The 18967-nt window shown below is 64.2% G+C and carries 17 protein-coding genes; 7 read left to right on the top strand and 10 right to left on the bottom strand.

Translation table 11 applies throughout. The annotated features are described in order from the left end of the window. Positions 1 to 139: 139 nt before the first annotated feature. The 3 genes from shn_RS13120 (at position 140) to shn_RS13130 (ending at position 2330) form a co-directional block, all read left to right on the top strand. A complete protein-coding gene (locus shn_RS13120; protein WP_064330796.1) occupies positions 140 to 757 on the top strand; it encodes a tetratricopeptide repeat protein in 618 nt (205 codons plus the stop codon). Between the two features lie 197 nt (positions 758 to 954). Next, positions 955 to 1473, top strand: a complete 519-nt coding sequence (locus shn_RS13125) for an RNA polymerase sigma factor (protein WP_024270476.1) — start codon at positions 955 to 957, stop codon at positions 1471 to 1473. Next, the gene (locus shn_RS13130) at positions 1473 to 2330 is read left to right on the top strand and encodes an anti-sigma factor (RefSeq protein WP_064330797.1); all 858 of its coding nucleotides are present in this window, start codon (positions 1473 to 1475) and stop codon (positions 2328 to 2330) included. Before shn_RS13125 ends, shn_RS13130 begins: the two co-directional genes overlap by 1 nt. Positions 2331 to 2424: 94 nt before the next feature. On the opposite strand, the gene leuA is transcribed toward shn_RS13130, so the two are convergent. Continuing rightward, complete coding sequence (leuA, locus tag shn_RS13135) at positions 2425 to 4134, bottom strand: 2-isopropylmalate synthase (protein WP_064330798.1); 1710 nt, start codon at positions 4132 to 4134, stop codon at positions 2425 to 2427. 426 nt (positions 4135 to 4560) lie between these two features. Continuing rightward, complete coding sequence (locus shn_RS13140) at positions 4561 to 5139, bottom strand: ATP-dependent Clp protease proteolytic subunit (protein WP_064330799.1); 579 nt, start codon at positions 5137 to 5139, stop codon at positions 4561 to 4563. Between the two features lie 265 nt (positions 5140 to 5404). On the opposite strand from shn_RS13140, the gene shn_RS13145 reads away from it, so the two are divergent. Beyond that, positions 5405 to 5983, top strand: a complete 579-nt coding sequence (locus shn_RS13145) for a HupE/UreJ family protein (protein ID WP_064330800.1) — start codon at positions 5405 to 5407, stop codon at positions 5981 to 5983. A gap of 31 nt (positions 5984 to 6014) precedes the next feature. Here the strand turns inward: shn_RS13145 and queF are convergent, their stop codons facing one another. The 3 genes from queF to shn_RS13160 all read right to left on the bottom strand — a co-directional run bounded on the left by queF (position 6015) and on the right by shn_RS13160 (position 9707). After that, positions 6015 to 6479 (bottom strand): preQ(1) synthase, encoded by a 465-nt coding sequence (gene queF, locus shn_RS13150; RefSeq protein ID WP_064330801.1) that lies wholly within the window; start codon positions 6477 to 6479, stop codon positions 6015 to 6017. After that, entirely contained in the window at positions 6466 to 7386 is a 921-nt protein-coding gene (locus tag shn_RS13155; protein WP_371328563.1) for a cation diffusion facilitator family transporter, read from the bottom strand. Before shn_RS13155 ends, queF begins: the two co-directional genes overlap by 14 nt. Before the next feature lie 131 nt (positions 7387 to 7517). After that, positions 7518 to 9707, bottom strand: coding sequence for an anthranilate synthase (locus tag shn_RS13160; RefSeq protein WP_064330803.1), 2190 nt, complete (start codon positions 9705 to 9707; stop codon positions 7518 to 7520). Between the two features lie 392 nt (positions 9708 to 10099). Here shn_RS13160 and shn_RS13165 point away from each other — a divergent pair, with 392 nt between their 5' ends. The 3 genes from shn_RS13165 to shn_RS13175 all read left to right on the top strand — a co-directional run bounded on the left by shn_RS13165 (position 10100) and on the right by shn_RS13175 (position 11851). Further along, positions 10100 to 10408, top strand: coding sequence for a hypothetical protein (locus shn_RS13165; protein WP_064330804.1), 309 nt, complete (start codon positions 10100 to 10102; stop codon positions 10406 to 10408). A gap of 316 nt (positions 10409 to 10724) precedes the next feature. Then, complete coding sequence (locus shn_RS13170; RefSeq protein ID WP_245337410.1) at positions 10725 to 11240, top strand: extensin family protein; 516 nt, start codon at positions 10725 to 10727, stop codon at positions 11238 to 11240. A gap of 104 nt (positions 11241 to 11344) precedes the next feature. After that, complete coding sequence (locus shn_RS13175; protein ID WP_064330806.1) at positions 11345 to 11851, top strand: DUF1993 family protein; 507 nt, start codon at positions 11345 to 11347, stop codon at positions 11849 to 11851. 200 nt (positions 11852 to 12051) lie between these two features. Here shn_RS13175 and shn_RS13180 read toward each other — a convergent pair whose 3' ends face one another. From shn_RS13180 to shn_RS13200, 5 genes are all read right to left on the bottom strand, one after another. Then, positions 12052 to 13731 (bottom strand): formate--tetrahydrofolate ligase, encoded by a 1680-nt coding sequence (locus shn_RS13180; protein WP_064330807.1) that lies wholly within the window; start codon positions 13729 to 13731, stop codon positions 12052 to 12054. A gap of 244 nt (positions 13732 to 13975) precedes the next feature. Further along, positions 13976 to 15124, bottom strand: coding sequence for a DUF2333 family protein (locus tag shn_RS13185; protein ID WP_064330808.1), 1149 nt, complete (start codon positions 15122 to 15124; stop codon positions 13976 to 13978). Further along, positions 15117 to 16418: a DUF6638 family protein gene (locus tag shn_RS13190; RefSeq protein ID WP_064330809.1), complete on the bottom strand. Its 1302-nt coding sequence runs from the start codon at positions 16416 to 16418 to the stop codon at positions 15117 to 15119. Before shn_RS13190 ends, shn_RS13185 begins: the two co-directional genes overlap by 8 nt. Beyond that, complete coding sequence (locus tag shn_RS13195; RefSeq protein ID WP_064330810.1) at positions 16415 to 16819, bottom strand: endonuclease domain-containing protein; 405 nt, start codon at positions 16817 to 16819, stop codon at positions 16415 to 16417. The genes shn_RS13190 and shn_RS13195 overlap by 4 nt, the downstream gene beginning before the upstream one ends. A gap of 156 nt (positions 16820 to 16975) precedes the next feature. Continuing rightward, positions 16976 to 18886: an AAA family ATPase gene (locus tag shn_RS13200; protein ID WP_064330811.1), complete on the bottom strand. Its 1911-nt coding sequence runs from the start codon at positions 18884 to 18886 to the stop codon at positions 16976 to 16978. Between the last annotated feature and the right edge of the window lie 81 nt (positions 18887 to 18967).

Here is an 18967-nt window from a genome sequence, read left to right on the forward strand (position 1 = left end):
GCCGGCGCTCCCGTGCGAATAAAACCCGTCCCTCAGCCGTACCATCTCTTCAGAGCGATCCGCCCTGGAGACACCAAAAAAGGGCCGGGCCGCTCCCGGACGGCCAGTGCCCGACAGGCGAACGATCGAGAGGGAACCCATGACCATGCTCCGCCACACCATGCTGCTATCATTCTGCGCCGCCGTTTCGCTGACGGCGCTGTCGGCCGCGCGCGCCGCCGATTCCGACACCACCACGCCGCCGGTCGCGACCGAAACGACGACGACCTGCACCGACGGCAAGATCTGGGACGAGGACAAGAAGGAATGCGTCGCGCCGGAAGATCTGAAGCCGGCCGAAGGCACGCCCGCCGAGGACGAGGCGACGGAGGAAGAGCAGAAGAAGACCGAGCGCACCATCGACGACAAGCTCTACGAGGCAGCCCGCGAATTCGCCTATGCCGGCCAGCACGAGAACGCGCTGCGGGCGCTGCGCGCGGCCTATGACCAGGAGGATCCGCGCATCCTCAACTATATGGGCTACAACACCCGCAAGCTCGGCGACATGGCGCTGGGCATGAGCTACTACAGGCGGGCGCTGCAGAAGGACGAGAACTATATCCTCGCCCGCTCCTATATGGGCCAGGCGCTGATCGAGCAGGGCGACATCGAGGGCGCCCGCGTCCAGCTCGTCGAAATCCGCGATCGCGGCGGCGAGAACACCTGGGCCTATCGCGCGCTGCTCCAGTCGCTCGGCGGCGAGCGCACCACTTACTGACATAGCGCCGGCGGCGCCGTCCGGAAACGGCACGGCGCCGGCCGCCACAAAGATCAATCGTTGAGGGAACGCGGGAAACTGCGCTCCGGGTTGCCGTTCATGCTTGCAGACCTTAGGAAGAATGTTTCATATCAGACGCTCGTCGCCCGCCCGGCAGCGAATAGAGTTTTGATCCCGAACGTTTCCTTGGAAAAGCAATGCGTCCGACGGCAGAATCGAATGAGTTCCGGCGAGAATTGGTCAATTTGTTGCCGAAGTTGCGCCGTTTTGCGATGACGCTGACGCGCAATGGCAGCGATGCCGACGACCTCGTGCAGGAGGCCTGCGAGAGAGCCATCACGCGGAGCCATCTATGGAACGGGGAAGGCCGGCTGGAAAGCTGGGTTTATGCCATGACGCGCAATCTCTGGGTGGACGAGATCCGCAAGCGAAAGGTCCGCACAGGGTCCGGTACGGTAGATGTTGCCGAGCAGGATAGCCTGCATATCGAAGCGTCGGCCGACAAGGCGGTCTATGCCAAGCAGTTGCACAAGTTGATCATGACCATGCCGGAAGGTCTCTCGAGTGTCTTTCTCCTCGTCAATGTCGAAGGTCACAGCTATCGGGAGGCGGCGGATATTCTGGGCATACCGATCGGGACCGTGATGAGCCGGCTTTCGGCGGCCCGCATCCGGCTTGCGGCCATGATCTCGGAACAGATGGAAAGGAGGGCCTGATGGTGGAGAGCACACAGGGTCTTCCGCTCGAAGTACGCTTGTCGGCCTATCTCGATGGCCAGCTGCCGGAAGCGGAAATGCACGAGATCAACGCGATCCTCGCCGAGGACGACGATGCGCGCATGGTCTTCGAGAAGCTGAAGCTCGGCAGCGAATTCGGCGCCCGCGCCTTCGAAAAACTGTTGCAGGAGCCCATTCCGCTCGATCTGGTGCGCAACATCAAGGAAGCCGGCAAGAAGGACGACGAACCGCCGAAGGCGGACTTTGCCGCCATTCCGGTTTCCGCTGCCGCGCCGCGCCGCCCCTCTGCCTTATGGCCGAAGGCGCTCGCCGCGTCCCTCGTGCTGTTCCTTGCCGGCGGCGCCGCCGGCTATCTCGTCGGCGAGCGTCAGGACGGCGCGTCCCAGCTTGCCTCCACCCGGTTCGCCCCGGCCCGCACCTGGCTCGACGATATTGCCGACTATCATCGCATCTATGCCCGCCAGACGCGCCATCTCGTGGAAGTGCCGGCGAGCGACAAGGAACATATCGTCGAATGGCTCTCGGCCAGCACCGGCGTGCCCTTCAAGCTGCCCGACCTTTCCGACCAGAACCTGACCTTCGAGGGCGCACGCCTGCTGGTCGCCGGCGGCAAGCCGGCCGCCCAGCTCCTCTATCGCAATGCCCAGAACGAGGTCTTCGCCATCTGTTTCGTCCAGAGCGATCCGATCGAAACCGTTACGGCCCTGTCCGAAAGCATGCGCAACGATATCGGCCTCGTCTCCTGGCAGAAGGGCAGCGCGTCCTATGTCGTGGTCGGCCCCTCAGCCGATCCATCGCTGGAACGCATCGCCGAGACGGTGTCCTCGACGATCTGAGCCTCCGTGCAAAGCGTCCCGTCGCGGATTTCGGACAGCAAAAAGCCCGGCAGCATCGCTGCCGGGCTTTTATAATATTCAGCATCCTCGCCGCTCAGCCGCGGACGGCGAGCACGCGGTTGGCGGCCGAGACGATGGCTTCGAGCGAGGCCGTCACGATGTTCGTGTTGATGCCGACGCCGAACAGTTTTCCGCCCGGATGCTCGACTTCCACATAGGCGATGGCCGCCGCGTTGGAGCCGTGCTGGAGCGAATGCTCGGAATAGTCCGCCACCGACATGGGGATGCCGAGATAGATCGACAGCGCATTGATGAAGCCGTCGATCGGGCCGGTGCCCTTGCCTTCGATACGCTTCGTCTCGCCGCCATCGGTAATCTCCGCGGCAACGATGCGCGTGCCCTTCTGGCCGGCGTCGTCGGGATAGGTGTGGTGGTCGACGAAGCGTAGGCGCGTGCCGGGCTGCGTGACGTAGCGCTGCATGAAGCTTTCATGGATGCGCTTCGACGGCAGTTCCACGCCCTCTTCGTCGGTGATGCGCTGGATCTCCTCGCGGAACTCCACCTGGAGGCTCCGCGGCAGGTTGATGCCGTAGTCTTCCTGCAGGATATAGGCGATGCCGCCCTTGCCGGACTGCGAGTTGATGCGGATGATCGCCTCGTAGGAGCGGCCGACGTCCTGCGGATCGATCGGCAGGTATGGCACTTCCCAGATCGGCTTGTTGGCCTTCTTGATGGCCTTCATGCCCTTGTTGATCGCGTCCTGGTGCGAGCCGGAGAAGGCGGTGTAGACCAGTTCGCCGACATAGGGATGGCGCTCGGGAATGGTCATCTCGTTGGAATATTCGTAGACGGCCTTGATGCGCTCGATATCGGAGCAGTCGAGCTTGGGATCGATGCCCTGCGTGTACATGTTGAGCGCCAGCGTGACGACGTCGACATTGCCCGTGCGCTCGCCATTGCCGAACAGCGTGCCTTCGACGCGGTCCGCGCCGGCCATCAGCGCCAGTTCCGTCGCGGCGATGCCGGTGCCGCGGTCGTTGTGCGGGTGCAGCGAGATGAGGACGTTCTCGCGGTTGTCGATGTTGCGGCACATCCATTCGATCTGGTCGGCATAGATGTTCGGCGTCGCCATCTCGACGGTGGACGGCAGGTTGAGGATCAGCTTGTTGTCCGCCGTCGGCCTGACGATCTCGACGACCGCGTTGCAGATCTCCAGCGCCACTTCCAGCTCGGTGCCGGTGAAGCTCTCCGGCGAATATTCGAAGCGATAGCCGCCGCCGGCCTTGGCGGCCATGTCGGTGATCATCTTGGCGGCATCGGTGGCGATCTGCTTGATGCCGGCGACGTCCTTGCCGAACACCACGCGGCGCTGCAATTCGCTGGTGGAGTTATAGAAGTGGATGATCGGCTTGTGCGCACCTTCCAGGGCTTCGAAGGTGCGGGTGATCAGCTCCGGCCGGCACTGCACCAGCACCTGCAGGGACACATCCTGCGGCACATTGCCCTCTTCGACGCACCAGCGGGCGAAGTCGAAATCGGTCTGCGAGGCGGAGGGGAAACCGATCTCGATTTCCTTGAAGCCCATGTCGAGCAGCAGCTGGAACATGCGGGCCTTGCGGTCGTGGCCCATCGGGTTGATCAGCGACTGGTTGCCGTCGCGCAGGTCCACCGAACACCAGATCGGCGCCTCGGTGATGGTCTTGCTGGGCCAGGTCCGGTCCGCAATGTTGATCGTCGGATAGGCCTGGTACTTGACGGGCGCCTCGGGCATGCCCTGCTTGGGGGAATGGGTCTTCAAAATCATCGTCTTCGTCTCTTCGTCGTCCCGGCATTCGCGAAAGCGTCATAGCGCCTAACGAGGGCGAATGCACCGGAATTCATGCATGGGGTGAAGCGAGGAGCTATTGCCGGACGGGCTTTTCGGCCGCCGGGCGCTCCTCAGCGAACCCGGCAACCGCGCGTAAGGCCGAGAAGAAGAAGCGAGGAGAAGCCGCGCGAACGCTCGCGAACAGCAGCGCTGCCGCGGGAAACTCGTTCGATGATCTGTGCGCTGGTCTTCAACATGAGGCGTCTATAGCCGCGGCCGGGCGAAAGCGCAACCCACCCCATGGAAAAAGCCCTCCGCGATGGGAGGGCTTCGTGTGTTCACGAGGTCCGCAAACCCCTCCTTCGCCATGCTCGGGCCTGACCCGAGGATGACGGAGAGGGTGGAGCAAGGGACCGGAAAGCCTCAGATATCCGCCTGCGAGGTCACGATGCGCGAGACGAGGCCGTAGCCCTTGGCCTCTTCGGCCGAGAGCCAGTAGTCGCGGTCCGTGTCCCTGGCGATCTTCTCGATCGGCTGGCCGGTGGCGTCGGCGAAGATCTTGTTCAGGCGCTCGTTCATCTTGATGATCTCGCGGGCCTGGATCTCGATGTCCGACGCCATGCCGCGGGTGCCGCCCGACGGTTGGTGCAGGAGGAAGCGCGTGTTCGGCAGGCAGAGGCGCTGCTCCTTCGGCGCGGCGACATAGATCAGCGCGCCGGCGGAGGCGACCCAGCCGGTGCCGATCATCCAGACCTTCGGCTTGATGAACTTGATCATGTCATGGATCGAATCGCCCGATTCGACATGGCCGCCCGGCGAATTCACGTAGATGCGGATGTCCTCGTCGCTGGCGGCGGCGAGCGCCACGAGCTGCGAGCAGACCTTCTGCGCCAGTTCCTGGTTGATCGGCCCATAGATGAAGATCGAACGCGACTTGAAAAGGTTCGCCTCCGTTTCCTTGCCCAGGGGCAGTTCCGTCTTCTTGTCGTCTTCGTCGCTCATCCAAAGTCTCCGGATTGCTCGTCAATAGTCCTGTCGCTGTCAGATAATGCGACTCACCGGCCAAGACAATGCAACAAAACCGATAGGCGGCGATAGAGCCTCGCCGCGCCACCGGAAAACAGGGTAAATGCGACAGGTCCGATGCGGCCCCGGCGGGTCGCCTGCGCACTTTGCGTATGGACTTGGCGCCGGCATCGCCCCTACGATGCCGTCCTTACCGATCAAAGGCGCCGGCCGTCCCCAGGCCGGCGGAACAGGGGACACCATGATCAGACGCATTCCGCTGGCGCTGGCCGCGCTCGCCATCACGGCCGCACCGGCCTTCGCCCACCTCGACCCGGAAGAACACGGCTCCTTCATGGCCGGGGTCTCGCATCCGCTCTTCGGCCTCGACCATATCCTCGTCATGGTCGCCGTCGGTCTCTGGGCGGCGCAGATCGGCGGCAAGGCGCTCTGGGGCGTGCCGGCCGCCTTCGTCGCCACGATGGCGATCGGCTTCGGCCTTGCGCTTGCGGGGGTCGACCTGCCCTTCGTCGAGCCGGCGATCCTCGCCTCGGTCGTCGCCCTCGGCCTGCTCGTGGCGATGGCGGTGAAACTCGACACGGCGGCCTCGGCCGCGATCGTCGCCGTCTTCGCGCTCTTCCACGGCCATGCCCATGGCGGCGAACTCGGCAGCGCCGGCGCCCTAGAATTCGGCATCGGCTTCGTCGTCGCGACGGCGCTGCTGCACGTTGCCGGCATCGGGCTCGGCCTTAGCATCGCGCGCCTTTCGGGCGGCGCCATCGCGGCCCGCCTCCTCGGGGCCATCACGGCGCTCGCCGGCCTCGTGCTCGCCTTCGGCTGATGCCTTGCGGCGGCGGGAAAACCCGCCGCCTTCACCCGCGTCCGCGATAGGGCTGCACCCCCTGGTCCGGGATCCACACGCCCTTCGGCGCATCGCCCGTCTGCCAGAACACATCGATCGGAATGCCGCCGCGCGGATACCAGTAGGCGCCGATGCGCAACCATTTCGGCTCCAGCAGCCCGACGAGGCGCTTGGCGATGTCGATGGTGCAATCCTCGTGGAAGGCGCCGTGGTTGCGGAAGGAATGCAGGTAGAGCTTCAGCGATTTCGATTCGACCAGCCAGCCGTCCGGGATGTAGTCGATGACGATATGCGCGAAATCCGGCTGGCCGGTCATCGGGCAGAGCGAGGTGAATTCCGGCGCCGTGAAGCGCACGACGAAATCCGTGCCGGCGTGATTGCTCGGCACCTTTTCCAGAACGGCGGTCTCCGGGCCCGCCGGCAGGTCGACCGCCTGGCCGAGTTGCGACAGTCCCGATACGTCAGTCTTGCTCATTGTGAACCTCTTCGATCTTCACCCTGATTCCATGGGCCTTTTCCGTCTCCGGCTCGACATGGATGGCGATCTGCGCGCCGGGCTGCACGGCGCGGATGGCATCTTCCAGCCGGTCGCAGATGTCATGCGCCTCGCCGACAGGCATCCGCGCCGGCACGACGAGATGAAAGTCGACGAATGTCGCGGCCCCTGCCCTGCGCGTCTTCAGGTCGTGCACGCCGAGGGAGCCCGCGCCGCTGGCGGCGATCGCCGCCTGGATAGCCTCCGCCTCCTCCGGTTCCACCGCATGGTCCATCAGGCCGTCGACCGAATGGGCGATGACCTTCCAGCCCTGATAAAGGATGTTGAGCGCGACGAGCACCGCAAGCAGCGGATCGAGCACCGCATAACCGGTGGCGATGGCGAGAACGAGGCCGACGAGCACGCCGACCGAGGTCACGACGTCCGACAGGATATGCTGCCCATCCGCCGAAAGCGCCGGCGAACGATAGCGTTTTCCCGCCCGGATGAGCGTATAGGCCCAGGCCGCGTTGATGACGCCCGCAAGGAAGTTGATGGCAAGACCCAGCGCCGGCGCCTCCATGGGCGCGGGCGCCAGCACCGCCGGCAGCGCCTCGGCGACGATGAGCAGCGCCGCCACGACGATCAGCACGCCCTCCAGGACCGCCGACAGGTACTCCGCCTTGTGGTGGCCGAAAGGATGCGTCTTGTCCGCGGGCTTGGCCGCATAGGTGATCGCCGCGAAGGCGACGATGGCGGCGACCACGTTGACGCTCGATTCCAGCCCGTCCGACAGCAGCGCCACGGACCCCGTCACCCACCAGGCGACCAGCTTCAGCCCCATCACGAAAAACGCCAGCGGGATGCCCCAGAGCGCCAGCCGCTTGACCCTGTCGGAATTTTCCATGCCACTCTCCATGCGCATGCAACCGAGTTGCAAAAAGCCTGGCCCATCAACGCAAAACCGCGCGCACGGGGACGTGCACGCGGTTTTCTCTTGGGGTCGATATCGGCCAGTTCGGCCGTTTTGTCAAAGCCTCAGGCGGCTTTTACCTTCGCTTTTTTCGAAAGATGCGCCACCACGTTCTCGATCATGCGCATGCCGGCATCCTGGCCGAGCGTCATGATCGATTCGGGGTGGAACTGCACGGCCGCGACCGGCTCGCTGGCATGCTCGATGCCCATGATCGTACCGTCCTCGCTCTCCGCCGTGATGATAAAATCGCGCGGCAGCGTGGCGGGGTCGGCGAAGATCGAATGGTAGCGGCCGACCGTCACCTCGCGGCCGAGGCCGGAAAAGACGATGCCCGGCTCCAGCACGCGGATGCGCGAGGGCTTGCCGTGCATGGGGATGGCGAGCTGGCGCAGCTCCCCGCCATAGGCCTCGGCGAGCGCCTGCAGGCCGAGGCAGACGCCGAAGATCGGCAGGTTGCGCGCCCGCGCCTTCTTGATCGTCGCCTTGCAGTCGAAATCCTTCGGATTGCCCGGGCCGGGCGAGAGCACGACGAGATCCGGCTTGATGCGGTCGAACACCTCTTCGGGAACCGGCGTGCGCACGGTGGTGACCGTCGCGCCCGTCTGGCGGAAATAGTTGGCAAGCGTGTGGACGAAACTGTCCTCGTGGTCTACGAGCAGGATGTTCACCCCGGCGCCCACGGCGGCGACGTCGCGCTGCACCTTGGCGGAATTGCCGGACTTGGCGTCGCGGATGGCTGCGATCATGGCGGAGGCCTTCAGTTCGGTTTCGGCTTCTTCTTCCTGCGGGTTGGAATCGTAGAGCAGCGTCGCCCCGGCGCGCACCTCAGCAATGCCGTCCTTGATGCGGATGGTGCGCAGCGTGAGGCCCGTATTCATGTCGCCGTTGAAGCCGACCATGCCGATCGCCCCACCATACCATGCGCGCGGGCTCTTCTCATGCGCCTCGATGAAGCGCATCGCCCAGAGTTTCGGCGCGCCGGTGACGGTGACGGCCCAGGCATGCGAGAGGAAGCCGTCGAAGGCGTCCATGTCGTCGCGCAGGCGCCCCTCGATATGGTCGACCGTGTGGATGAGGCGCGAATACATCTCGATCTGCCGGCGGCCGATGACCTTGACCGAGCCCGGCTCGCAGACGCGGCTCTTGTCGTTGCGGTCGACGTCCGAGCACATGGTGAGCTCGGATTCGTCCTTCTTGGAGTTGAGCAGCTTCAGGATCTGTTCCGAATCGGCGATCGGGTCGTCGCCGCGCTTGATCGTACCGGAGATCGGGCAGGTCTCGATGCGCCGGCCGGAAACGCGCACGAACATTTCCGGCGAGGCGCCGACGAGATATTCCTGGTTGCCGAGATTGATGAAGAAGGAATAGGGCGACGGGTTGATCGCCTTGAGACGGTGGGAGATTTCCGACGGCTTGCTCTCGCAGCGCTCGAAGAACTTCTGGCCGGGCACCACCTCGAAAAGGTCGCCGCGGCGAAAACTCTCCTTGGCCTTGACCACCAGCTCGGCATATTCGCCGGGACGATGGTCTCCATGCGGCGGGATCACGTCGACGGTCTGGAACGGCTCTGGCGCGATCGCCTCGCCCTTGCCCTCCGTCGAAAGCCCCCCCTTGGCGAAGTCGTAGCGGTCGATCCAGGCCTTGGCGGCGTAGTGGTCCACGACAAGGATCTCGTCCGGCAGGAACAGCACCATGTCGCGCTGGTCGTCCGGCCGCTTGAGCTTCAGGTCGATCGCATCGAACTGGAAGGCGAGGTCGTAGCCGAAGGCGCCGTAGAGGCCGAGGCTGGCATCCTCCGCGGAATGGAAGAGGTCGGTGACGGCGCGCAGCACCGTGAAGACCGTCGGCATCTTGGAGCGCTCTTCCTCGGTGAAGACCCGATCGGGAAGCTTCACCTCGAGATCGAGGCGGCTTTCCGTGCGGGCGCCGAGCGCCAGTTCCGGCACCTCCGCCAGACGGTCGGCGATGAGGGAGAGCAGCACCGCGCCGCGGCCGTTGTAGGCCTCGATCCAGACGGCGCGGCCGAAGGAGGAGATGCCGAGCGGTGGATCGACGACGGCGGTATCCCAGCGGGTATAGCGGCCGGGATATTCATAGTTCGACGAGAAGACCGCGCCGCGCCGTTCGTCCAGCTTGTCGACATAGGCGGAAATCGCGTGCGCATAGTCGGCGGCGCGGCGGCGGCGCGTGACGGTCACCCCGCCCTTCGTCTCGTAGGCTTCGGCGCCGTCTTCCAGAATTTTCGTGGCCATTCCCCAACTCCGTTTCAGGCCCGGTCCCGTGACGACGGCCCAAAAGAAAAAGCCGCCTCGAAGGTTCCGGGCGGCTTGTCGTCTCAATCACGCATGACTGGTCAAGGCCGCCTCAGCGAGCCCACCACCAGCCAGCGATGATGATCATCTTTTCCATGAGCGGAGTGTTAGCGTGAAGTGCGGGCGCGCGCAAGGCCGTTTGCAGCCCGCGCAACACGGCTTTCGGGATGTTGCGCGCCCGCATCACCCGCCATTGCACTTGCTGCGCCCGGAGCCGGAACCGTGAAACAATCCGTCAATATGGCGAAAATTCGCCATGCCCGGAAGTTTGCCGCTTCCGTGAGCATATGCTAATTGCGCACGGCAAAACATCGACATCAAGGCAAGAATCCATGGTCTCCATCATGGTGGAACAGTTCCGCAAGATGCAGATCCTGCTCGCGGAAACGATCGCAGATTACGAAACGCCGGAGTTCAAGAAGCTGGACGGCAGGATCGCCCGTGCCTTCGACACCCTCTATCGGCACGAACCGTGCGACGCCGACGAGGCCCGCACCCTGATCGGCCTCTTCCTCGACATCATCGAAGACAATGACGGTGGCGACAGTGTCCACCTCATCCAGCGCGTGCGCGCGATCGTGGACGACTTCATCGGCCAGTGCCGCCCGGCGATGGAAATCACCCACGGCGCGGGCATCTGACCGCACCACCGGCAACCAAATCCGTTTTCCGGCGTTTCCCCGCTGATCGTGTCAGCCGGGAGACGAAACCATCGTCACGCTCCATCGACCAGCCCTTCTTGCCGCCCTCCTCGTTCTGGCCGGCGCCGCCGACCTGCCGAAGGAAGGCCCCCTGCCGGTTGCAAGGCCGGAACGGAAGACCGAAGAGGAAACCGGAAAGGCGCCGGCCGAAACCACCGAAGCCGAACGCAAGGCAAAGGACGACGCGGAGAAGGCCAGGGAGCGACCGCAGGAGGACGACAAGCAGGATGCCGCCTGCCGGACGGCGCTGAAGGCCATCGGCGCCCGTTTCGAAGAGGCGCCCGCCGTCAACGACGGCAAGGCCTGCGGCATAGACAGGCCCGTCCTGCTCGACAGCCTGCCTGGCGACATCAAGGTCGAACCCGCCGCGACCATCCGCTGCGAGACCGCACTGCAGCTTGCCCGCTGGATGGAGGGATCGGTGAAACCCTCGCTCGAGGCCGCCATGCCCGGCGAGACCATCACGGTGCTCTCCCAGGCCTCGGCCTATATATGCCGCAACCGCAACGGCGCCGAGGAAGGCAGGATCTCAGAGCATGCCTTTGGCAATGCCGTCGACATTGCCGGCTTTGCGCTGAAAAGCGGCAAGACCGTCACGATCCGCCCAGCCGACAAGGAACCGACCCTCGACGGCGCGTTCCAGCGCGCGATCACGGAAGCCGCCTGCCTCTACTTCACCACGGTGCTCGACCCCGGCAGCGACGCGGCGCACCAGAACCACCTGCATCTCGACGTGAAGGCGCGGCGTGGCGGCTACCGCTATTGCTGGTAGGGCGGATTATATTTCGCCCTGCTCCTGAAAAGACCGGCGGCAGCCCCTATGTCAGGCATGGCCCCGCGGCCTTCCGACATTTCCGCCCAACAAGGTTCCCGTCCATGTCTATTCCCCCCTACGACCTCGCCATCCCGGCCTTCCAGCGCGGATTTACCGTGCTCACCAAGCTGCTCGACAAGGCCGAGGCCTTTGCGGAGGAAAGGAAGATCAAGCCGGAGGTCCTGGTCAACGCCCGCCTTGCGCCGGACATGCTTTCGCTCGCCGGCCAGATCCAGCGCATGAGCGACACGGCCAAGGGCGCCGCCGCCCGCCTGACCAGCTCCGACGCCCCGAGCTTTCCCGATGACGAAACCACGCTGGCCGATCTGCGCGTGCGCATCGCGAACACGGTGTCCTATCTCGCCACCGTGCCGGAAACCGCCTTCGAGGGCGCGGCGGAACGCACCGTCGTGCTGAAGACGCGGGGCGGCGAGACGAGCTATACCGGCAAGGACTATCTCCTCACCTTCGCCCTGCCGAATTTCTACTTCCACCTGACCACCGCCTACGCGATCCTGCGCCACAACGGCGTTCCCGTCGGCAAGCTGGACTATCTCGGGAGGACGTAAGACCACCTGCCAGATCGTCTTGAACGATCCGGCTCTCTCTCTCTCTCTCTCTCTCTCTCCGTCATCCTCCTCCCTCCCCTCCGTCATCCTCGGGCTTGACCCGAGGATCCATGCGGCGGGTGTGGCGTGGATGGTCGGGTCAAGCCCGGCCATGACGGAGGGAAGGTTTGCGAGAGCGCCGACACGCCCGCCTCCCCGCCTCAGAACAACCCCTCGATATACCCCTCCTCGTTGAGGAAGATCTTCTCCGACGACGGCACCTTCGGCAGGCCCGGCATGGTCATGATCTCGCCGGTGATGACGACGACGAAGCCGGCGCCGGCCGAAAGGCGCACCTCGCGCACCGGTACGGTGTGGCCCGAGGGCGCGCCGCGCAGGTTCGGATCGGTCGAGAAGGAATATTGCGTCTTGGCCATGCAGACCGGCAGGTTGCCGTAGCCCTGCTCCTCCCAGATGCGCAACTGGTCGCGCACCGACTTGTCGGCGATCACCTCGCCGGCGTGGTAGATGTCCTTGGCGATGGTCTCGATCTTCTGGAACAGCGGCATCTCGTCCGGATAGAGCGGCGAGAACTGCGACAGTCCGGATTCGGCAAGCTCCACCACCTTGTGCGCCAGGTCCTCGATGCCCGCCGAGCCGAGCGCCCAGTGCCGGCAGAGGATCGCCTCGGCCCCGAGCGTCGCGACATAGTCCTTCACCGCCTGGATTTCCGCATCCGTATCCGAGATGAAGTGGTTGATGGCGACCACGACGGGCACGCCGAACTTCTTGACGTTCTGCACATGGCGGCCGAGATTCGCGCAGCCCTTCTTCACCGCGTCGATGTTCTCCCGGCCGAGGTCGTCCTTCTTCACCCCGCCGTTCATCTTCATGGCGCGCACGGTGGCGACGATGACCGCCGCATCCGGCTTCAGCCCGGCCTTGCGGCACTTGATGTCGAAGAATTTCTCCGCCCCGAGATCGGCGCCGAAGCCGGCTTCCGTCACCACATAGTCCGCAAGCTTCAGCGCCGTCGTGGTGGCGACGACCGAGTTGCAGCCATGGGCGATGTTGGCGAAGGGACCGCCATGCACGAAGGCCGGATTGTTCTCCAGCGTCTGCACGAGGTTCGGCTGCATGGCGTCCTTCAGGAGCACCGTCATCGCGCCATCCGCCTTGATGTCGCGGGCAAAGACCGGCGACTTGTCGCGGCGATAGCCGACGATGATGCTACCGAGCCGCTTTTCGAGGTCCTTCAGGTCGGTCGCAAGGCAGAGGATCGCCATGACCTCCGAGGCCACCGTGATGTCGAAACCCGTTTCGCGCGGATAGCCGTTGGCGACGCCGCCGAGCGAGGCGACGATGTGGCGCAGCGCCCGGTCGTTCATGTCCATGACGCGCCGCCAGGCGATGCGGCGAATATCGATGTTCTGCTCGTTGCCCCAGTAGATGTGGTTGTCGATAAGGGCGGAAAGCAGGTTGTGCGCCGAGGTGATGGCGTGGAAATCGCCGGTGAAATGGAGGTTCATGTCCTCCATCGGCACGACCTGCGCATAACCGCCGCCGGCCGCCCCGCCCTTCACGCCGAAGCAGGGGCCGAGCGAGGCCTCGCGGATACAGGTGATCGCCTTCTTGCCGATGCGATTGAGGCCGTCGCCGAGGCCGACCGTCGTCGTCGTCTTGCCTTCGCCCGCCGGCGTCGGATTGATCGCGGTGACGAGGATCAGCCTGCCGTTCTTCCTGCCCCTCTGCGCGGCGATGAATTCGGCGCTGATCTTCGCCTTGTCATGGCCGTAGGGCAGCAGGTGCTCCGGCGGAATGCCGAGCTTTTCGCCGATCTCCAGGATCGGCCTCTTCTTCGCGGCGCGGGCAATTTCGATATCGGATTTCACGTCGGCCATGCGGTGTCGCTCCCTCTCGGCACAGCTACCGCAACCGGGTCTCCTCCCCTGACGGCGGTGCTTCCTTCTTTATTTGCCGCGCCATTTCATCGTGAAGCCGGGGGCAATGCCACACCGGGTTTTGCCGCCCGCTAGACCAGAAACGACATGGGGAGATAAATTTGCGGCGAATAGCGAATAGCGAATAGCGAATAGCGAAAGAGATCTTGCCCCTATTCGCTATTCGCAACGCCCTATTCGCTCACTACCGCGCCAGCACGTCGCGCATCTCGACGAGATTGGACCGCACGCGCAGGACATAGAAGCCCATCGTGGCGAGATGCGTCGGCATGATCCAGCCGTCCTCGCGGCCGTTGGAGATGATCGCCGGCTGGATGTTGAGGGCGGACCGCAACTGCTTGATGCTTTCCGTCCAGATCGGCTCGATGCCGCGCAGCTTGATGACCGCATCGAAATCGGCGCCGGCAGCCGAAAGGATGCCGTAATAGCCGTAGAGCTGGCCGTAGGCGAACCAGTAGCGGTCGTCCGCACGCGTGTCGAACCAGCCGCCATTGTGGAACTCCGACCGTTCGCGAATGATGGCGGAGGTCGAGCCGATGTCGTTGGCGATGCGGTCGAGGAATTCGATCAGGTTGTCCGAACGGCCGTCGAAGATCGCCTCGCAGGCTTCCAGCGCAGCGTTGAACTTGCGCAGATCCGCCATCGCCGTGCGGTAATAGGTCGGCGTCGGCGTCTTCGGCAGAAGCGAATCCGAGCCGAAATACCAGGTCTCCTCATCGAACTGGATATTGCCGCGGGCCCGCTGGAGATCGGCATTGATGCCCGAGGTGCCACGCACGCGGCCGAGCGAATCGACGAGCTCGACCGCCGTGCGGCGGACCGCCTGGTTGATGCCGCGCTGGAACGAGGCCTTGTTGTCGAACCAGGGCGTGCGGTCCCAGTCGAGCCCGAAGAGGCCGAGCTTGTAGAGCAGCATGGACGAAATCCACGCATTCTGGTTGACGTTGTAGTCGATGAGATCGGCCGTCACATCGACGATGGCCGAGCGCACGCAGGTCTTCGGCTCCGGCTCGGCGACCTCGCCCGCTGCCGGCGTGGTCGCCTGCCCGCTCGATGCGCTGCCGGCATCCTGCTTGCGCTGGGCGAGATTGTAGCTGTTCACGTAATCCGGGCTGAAGCCGCTCCACATCTGGGTCTGCCAGATGAAATAGGCATAGAAGCCGACGAGCAGCACAAGGCCGATGCCGATCGGCCCCTTGATGATCCAGCCGCGGGCCCGATACCAGTTCGCCACCGTGAGGAACGGCCAGAGAACCCAGGCGATCACGAGGCCGATGCCCCGGCCGATGGCCGCGAAGATGCGCTGGAAGAACGCGACGATCGGGTCAAGCATGGGCGTCGTCCTCTCTGATACCGAAAAGTTTCCTGCGGAAGGCAGCCTTGTCCTGCAGATAGGTTCGCGTCAACGTGGCGACAACGTATTCGCGGAACTTTTCGCTGTAGTGCTCGTAGGCGGCGTAGAACCCCTGCTTGTCGAAGACGAAGCGCGAGACGAAATCATAGGGAACCATCTGTGAAATCAGGCGGTTGACCAGCCACTGGTCCGGATGCTCGGGCGCTGCGCGCACCAGCATGAAGCGCCGCTCCGGCGGCACGTCGGCGATCTTGATCTCCCCCGTCGACGCAAGCGTTCGGATCGCCTCCTGCAGGAAGGGATAGGTGCCGTCGCGCGCCATGAGCTCGGCATTGCGATGCATCCAGGTCTGCAGCCAGATGCGGTCTGCCTTTTCGAGATCGGCGGTCGGATCACCCCGGTTGACGAGGCCGACCACCGTCATCTCCGCCCGGTGCTGGAAGAGGCCCGACGGCTCCACCCAGGAGGCGCGCGGCAGCTCCAGTCGCCTGGTGGAGGCGAGGAAATCGAAGATGCGCTTGTGGTCGTCGAGCGCGATATAGCTCACCTGCCAGGGCCGGGAGCGACGGAAGCCCGGCACGGTCGGATCGCAGATGACCGTCGTCGTCTTGTCGTCGAGGAAGACGTAGACGCCGCCGAAATGGTTCGCCCAATAGGCCTCGTGGCGGAAGACGAGCTGGTCGGGCACCAGCGCGTTCTGGCGGATGTCGCCGGTCTGTTTCGCCAGTTCCACCATGCGGTTGAGCATGGCGTCGTCCGCCCAGGCATTCGGCACGGTCTTCAGCCGGTCGACGAGGCCGCGCAGCTCCCCCGCCTTGCCGAGCATGTCCTCCGCCGACAGCACCTTGAAGCGCACCTCGTTGATCGAGAGCAGGTCGTCGATGTCGTTGACGACGGAGACGGAGTCCTCGATCTCGCCATAGAGCGCGTCGCGGATGGTGATGGCGTTGATCGCCCGGGCGTTGGCCGAGAAGAACTCGTGCATCAGCGCCGCGGTGTTGGAAAAGCTCGTATGCACGACCGGCAGGTTTACCTGCTCCGGCGTCATGATGATGAAGCGACGGTTGACGCGGTTCGGATCGAGATAGTCCCGATCGCCGAGCTCGTCGGCGATTTCGGGCGAAAAACCGGTCATGTCGATGCGGAAACTGGTGAGCTCCGTGCGGCGCATGCCGAACCCGTCGAGCGCCTTGTTGTAGCGCTCGACCAGATGCGGCTCATCGATCGGCAGCAGCCGTCCATAGATCAATTCGGCTTCGAGGAGGCGTTTCATGCGCTCTCCGGCGCGGGCAGGAACGTAAAGTCTGTCCCAGACGTGCGCTCCGCCAGCCGGCCCTCGCATATCGCCACGATCGTCTCCAACACAGCCTCGCGCTCCGTTATCACGTCCATGTTCCAGAAACGGGCAACGGACCAGCCATTCATGCCCATGAATTCATTTCGCTTCCGGTCATATTCACTACCCGCATGCTGGCTTCCGTCAACCTCGACCACCAGCATTTTCTCCCGACAGGCGAAATCTGCGAAATAGGGGCCGATCGCAAGCTGCCGCACGAACTTGAAACCGTTCAGGCGCCGCCCGCGCAGGTCCGACCAAAGCAATGTTTCCGCATCATTGTCGACTTGGCGCAATTGCCGTGCTCTTTCGGTCTTTTTACCGTCCGCGCCGCGCATTTGCCCCTCACCCTAACCCTCTCCCCGCAAGCGGGGAGAGGGGACTTGCCTCACGAACGGATATTGGCTGGGGAAACCGGCCCGACATATCCCCTTCGCCCCGTTTACGGGGAGAAGGTGGCCGGCAGGCCGGATGAGGGGCAAATGCCGCACTCACTACCACCGACCCTCCGCCTTCATCGTCTCGATCTCGCGGATCGCCTTCTCGCGCTGGCGTTCGCGGCGGATGATGTCGGAAACCGCCGCGTCGTCGGATTTGTCCGTATAGCGGAATTCGCTGTCGGCGTAGCGGTTGATCTCCTGGAGGACCATTTCCATGGTGATCGGGCCGCGCAGTTCCTCGATCATCGCCTTCTTCTCGTCGTAGCCCTTGTGCATGAAGGCGCCGGCTGTGGCGAACCAGTCGTCCGGCAGGTCCACGTCCATGGCGCGCATCTTGATCGCGTCGGTGATGTTCTTGATGGCGCGGCCGGTGAAGCGGGGCTCGGCGATCTTGATGCGATGGAGATAGGCGCCGACATCGGCGAGCGACTTGATGGCGCCATGCTCCTTCTCGTGCATCTCCCACACGGCCAGAAGGCCCTCTTCCTTTGGTTTTGCATGTTGTTCGTAGGAGGTGGAGACGGCACGCTTGATCTCCTGGCCCTCGAAGAGCGTGTGCGCGCCGAGCGGGATCGAGTGGTTCCTGCCGACCAGCATGGCGAAGATGTCGATATAGTCGTCCTCGGTCTGCGGCCCGTCGACCAGCCAGCGGGCGCCGGCGCGCTGGCGCAGCGCATCGTCGACATTTTCCGGATAGTTGGAGAACATGCCGAAGGTGCAGTTGCCGCGCACCACGGTCGAGGCGCCGGCAAAACTCTCCATCAGCACCGCGGTCACCTCGTGCTGGCCGGCCGAGGCCCGGTCGTCCGAACGTTTCGCGGCGACCTGGTCGACGTCGTCGATCGTGCCGAAGCCGATCGCCTTGGGGTTGATGACGTTGTTGACGAATTCCTTGCAGTTCTGGCCGGATTTGCCCTGGTAGGAGGAAATCTGGTCGACGCCGAAATTCTCGTAATGGAAGGCGTAGCCGGCGGTCTGGCAGTAATCGTTGACGAGGCCGGCGAGCATCTGGATGAGGATCGTCTTGCCGGTGCCGGGCATGCCGTCGCCGATGAAGGTGAAGAGGAAACCGCCGAGTTCGACGAAGGGGTTGAGCTGGCGCTCGAAATCATAGGCGACGAGCATCTTGGCGAGCTTCATCGCCTGGTATTTGGCGATGTGGTTGCCGATGATCTCCTCCGGCTTCTTGAAGGTCATCGTGAGCGGCTTGCGCTTCTGGCCGGGCGCAACGTCGAAGCCGGAGAGGGTGAAATCGTCCTGCTCGATGCGGATATGGGCATTCTCGAAGCCGGCAAGGCCGGTAAAGCGCGCGCGGCGGCTGATCAACCCCTCGATGGCGACGCGAGCGAAGGCGCGGGCGCGGGAAACGAGCGCCGCATCGTCCGGCGCACCGGCAATCGTCCGGTCGAGGCCGGCGACCATGCTCTTCAGCGCGTCCTGCGGCGTGTCGAAGAGATAGTCCGGCTCGCCGCCGTCCTCCACCGGTTCGCCCTCGCCCGGCAGCGTCGCGCCGAGATAGGCGGCGAAGGTGAAGGCGGCGATGTAGGCGGAGCCGGCAAGCAGCGCCTTGAACTGGTTCGCCTCGTCGCCCGTCAGGGGCGAGGCGAGATTGCGCGATTGCAGGCCTTCGAGATTGGTCTGGCGGGAAAAGGCATCCGTCACCGCCAGGGCGACCTGAAGACCACGGCGGGAGCGGAAGAGCACGGCATGCTGTTGCGGCGAGAGCAGCGGGTCGGCGGCGCGCACGGACTGGATGGTCCTTGCCAGCTCCACCTCGCGCGTGCGCCGCGCGCCGGCGGTCGAGACCGTCGACACGAAACGCCGGCCGGTGCCGGCAAGCGCGGTGCCCTGTCTGCCGTCGTCGCTTTCGAGGATGACGAGTTTGGTGACGAGGCTCTGCGCCGTCGCCTGGTGCTTGGCAATATCGTCTTCGTGGATCGTCGTCAGTCCGGCATTGAGGCTCATCGGTCTCAGTCCTTCTGAAAGTTCGGCGGTGAACAGGCGCCGAGGGATTTCTGGCTCCCCAAGGAGCGGTTTGCAGCCAAT

It is taken from the genome of Shinella sp. HZN7 (genome assembly GCF_001652565.1).
GTDB lineage: Bacteria > Pseudomonadota > Alphaproteobacteria > Rhizobiales > Rhizobiaceae > Shinella > Shinella granuli.

Excerpts from the sequence above, each read along its gene's own strand:
- shn_RS13165 (WP_064330804.1), top strand. The coding sequence starts at position 10,100 with ATGGTCTCCATCATGGTGGAACAGTTCCGCAAGATGCAGATCCTGCTC.
- shn_RS13130 (WP_064330797.1), top strand. The coding sequence starts at position 1,473 with ATGGTGGAGAGCACACAGGGTCTTCCGCTCGAAGTACGCTTGTCGGCC.
- shn_RS13140 (WP_064330799.1), bottom strand. The coding sequence starts at position 5,139 with ATGAGCGACGAAGACGACAAGAAGACGGAACTGCCCCTGGGCAAGGAA.
- shn_RS13120 (WP_064330796.1), top strand. The coding sequence starts at position 140 with ATGACCATGCTCCGCCACACCATGCTGCTATCATTCTGCGCCGCCGTT.
- shn_RS13125 (WP_024270476.1), top strand. The coding sequence starts at position 955 with ATGCGTCCGACGGCAGAATCGAATGAGTTCCGGCGAGAATTGGTCAAT.
- shn_RS13190 (WP_064330809.1), bottom strand. The coding sequence starts at position 16,418 with ATGAAACGCCTCCTCGAAGCCGAATTGATCTATGGACGGCTGCTGCCG.
- shn_RS13200 (WP_064330811.1), bottom strand. The coding sequence starts at position 18,886 with ATGAGCCTCAATGCCGGACTGACGACGATCCACGAAGACGATATTGCC.
- shn_RS13180 (WP_064330807.1), bottom strand. The coding sequence starts at position 13,731 with ATGGCCGACGTGAAATCCGATATCGAAATTGCCCGCGCCGCGAAGAAG.
- shn_RS13160 (WP_064330803.1), bottom strand. The coding sequence starts at position 9,707 with ATGGCCACGAAAATTCTGGAAGACGGCGCCGAAGCCTACGAGACGAAG.
- shn_RS13195 (WP_064330810.1), bottom strand. The coding sequence starts at position 16,819 with ATGCGCGGCGCGGACGGTAAAAAGACCGAAAGAGCACGGCAATTGCGC.
- shn_RS13175 (WP_064330806.1), top strand. The coding sequence starts at position 11,345 with ATGTCTATTCCCCCCTACGACCTCGCCATCCCGGCCTTCCAGCGCGGA.
- shn_RS13155 (WP_371328563.1), bottom strand. The coding sequence starts at position 7,386 with ATGGAAAATTCCGACAGGGTCAAGCGGCTGGCGCTCTGGGGCATCCCG.
- shn_RS13145 (WP_064330800.1), top strand. The coding sequence starts at position 5,405 with ATGATCAGACGCATTCCGCTGGCGCTGGCCGCGCTCGCCATCACGGCC.
- queF (WP_064330801.1), bottom strand. The coding sequence starts at position 6,479 with ATGAGCAAGACTGACGTATCGGGACTGTCGCAACTCGGCCAGGCGGTC.
- shn_RS13185 (WP_064330808.1), bottom strand. The coding sequence starts at position 15,124 with ATGCTTGACCCGATCGTCGCGTTCTTCCAGCGCATCTTCGCGGCCATC.
- leuA (WP_064330798.1), bottom strand. The coding sequence starts at position 4,134 with ATGATTTTGAAGACCCATTCCCCCAAGCAGGGCATGCCCGAGGCGCCC.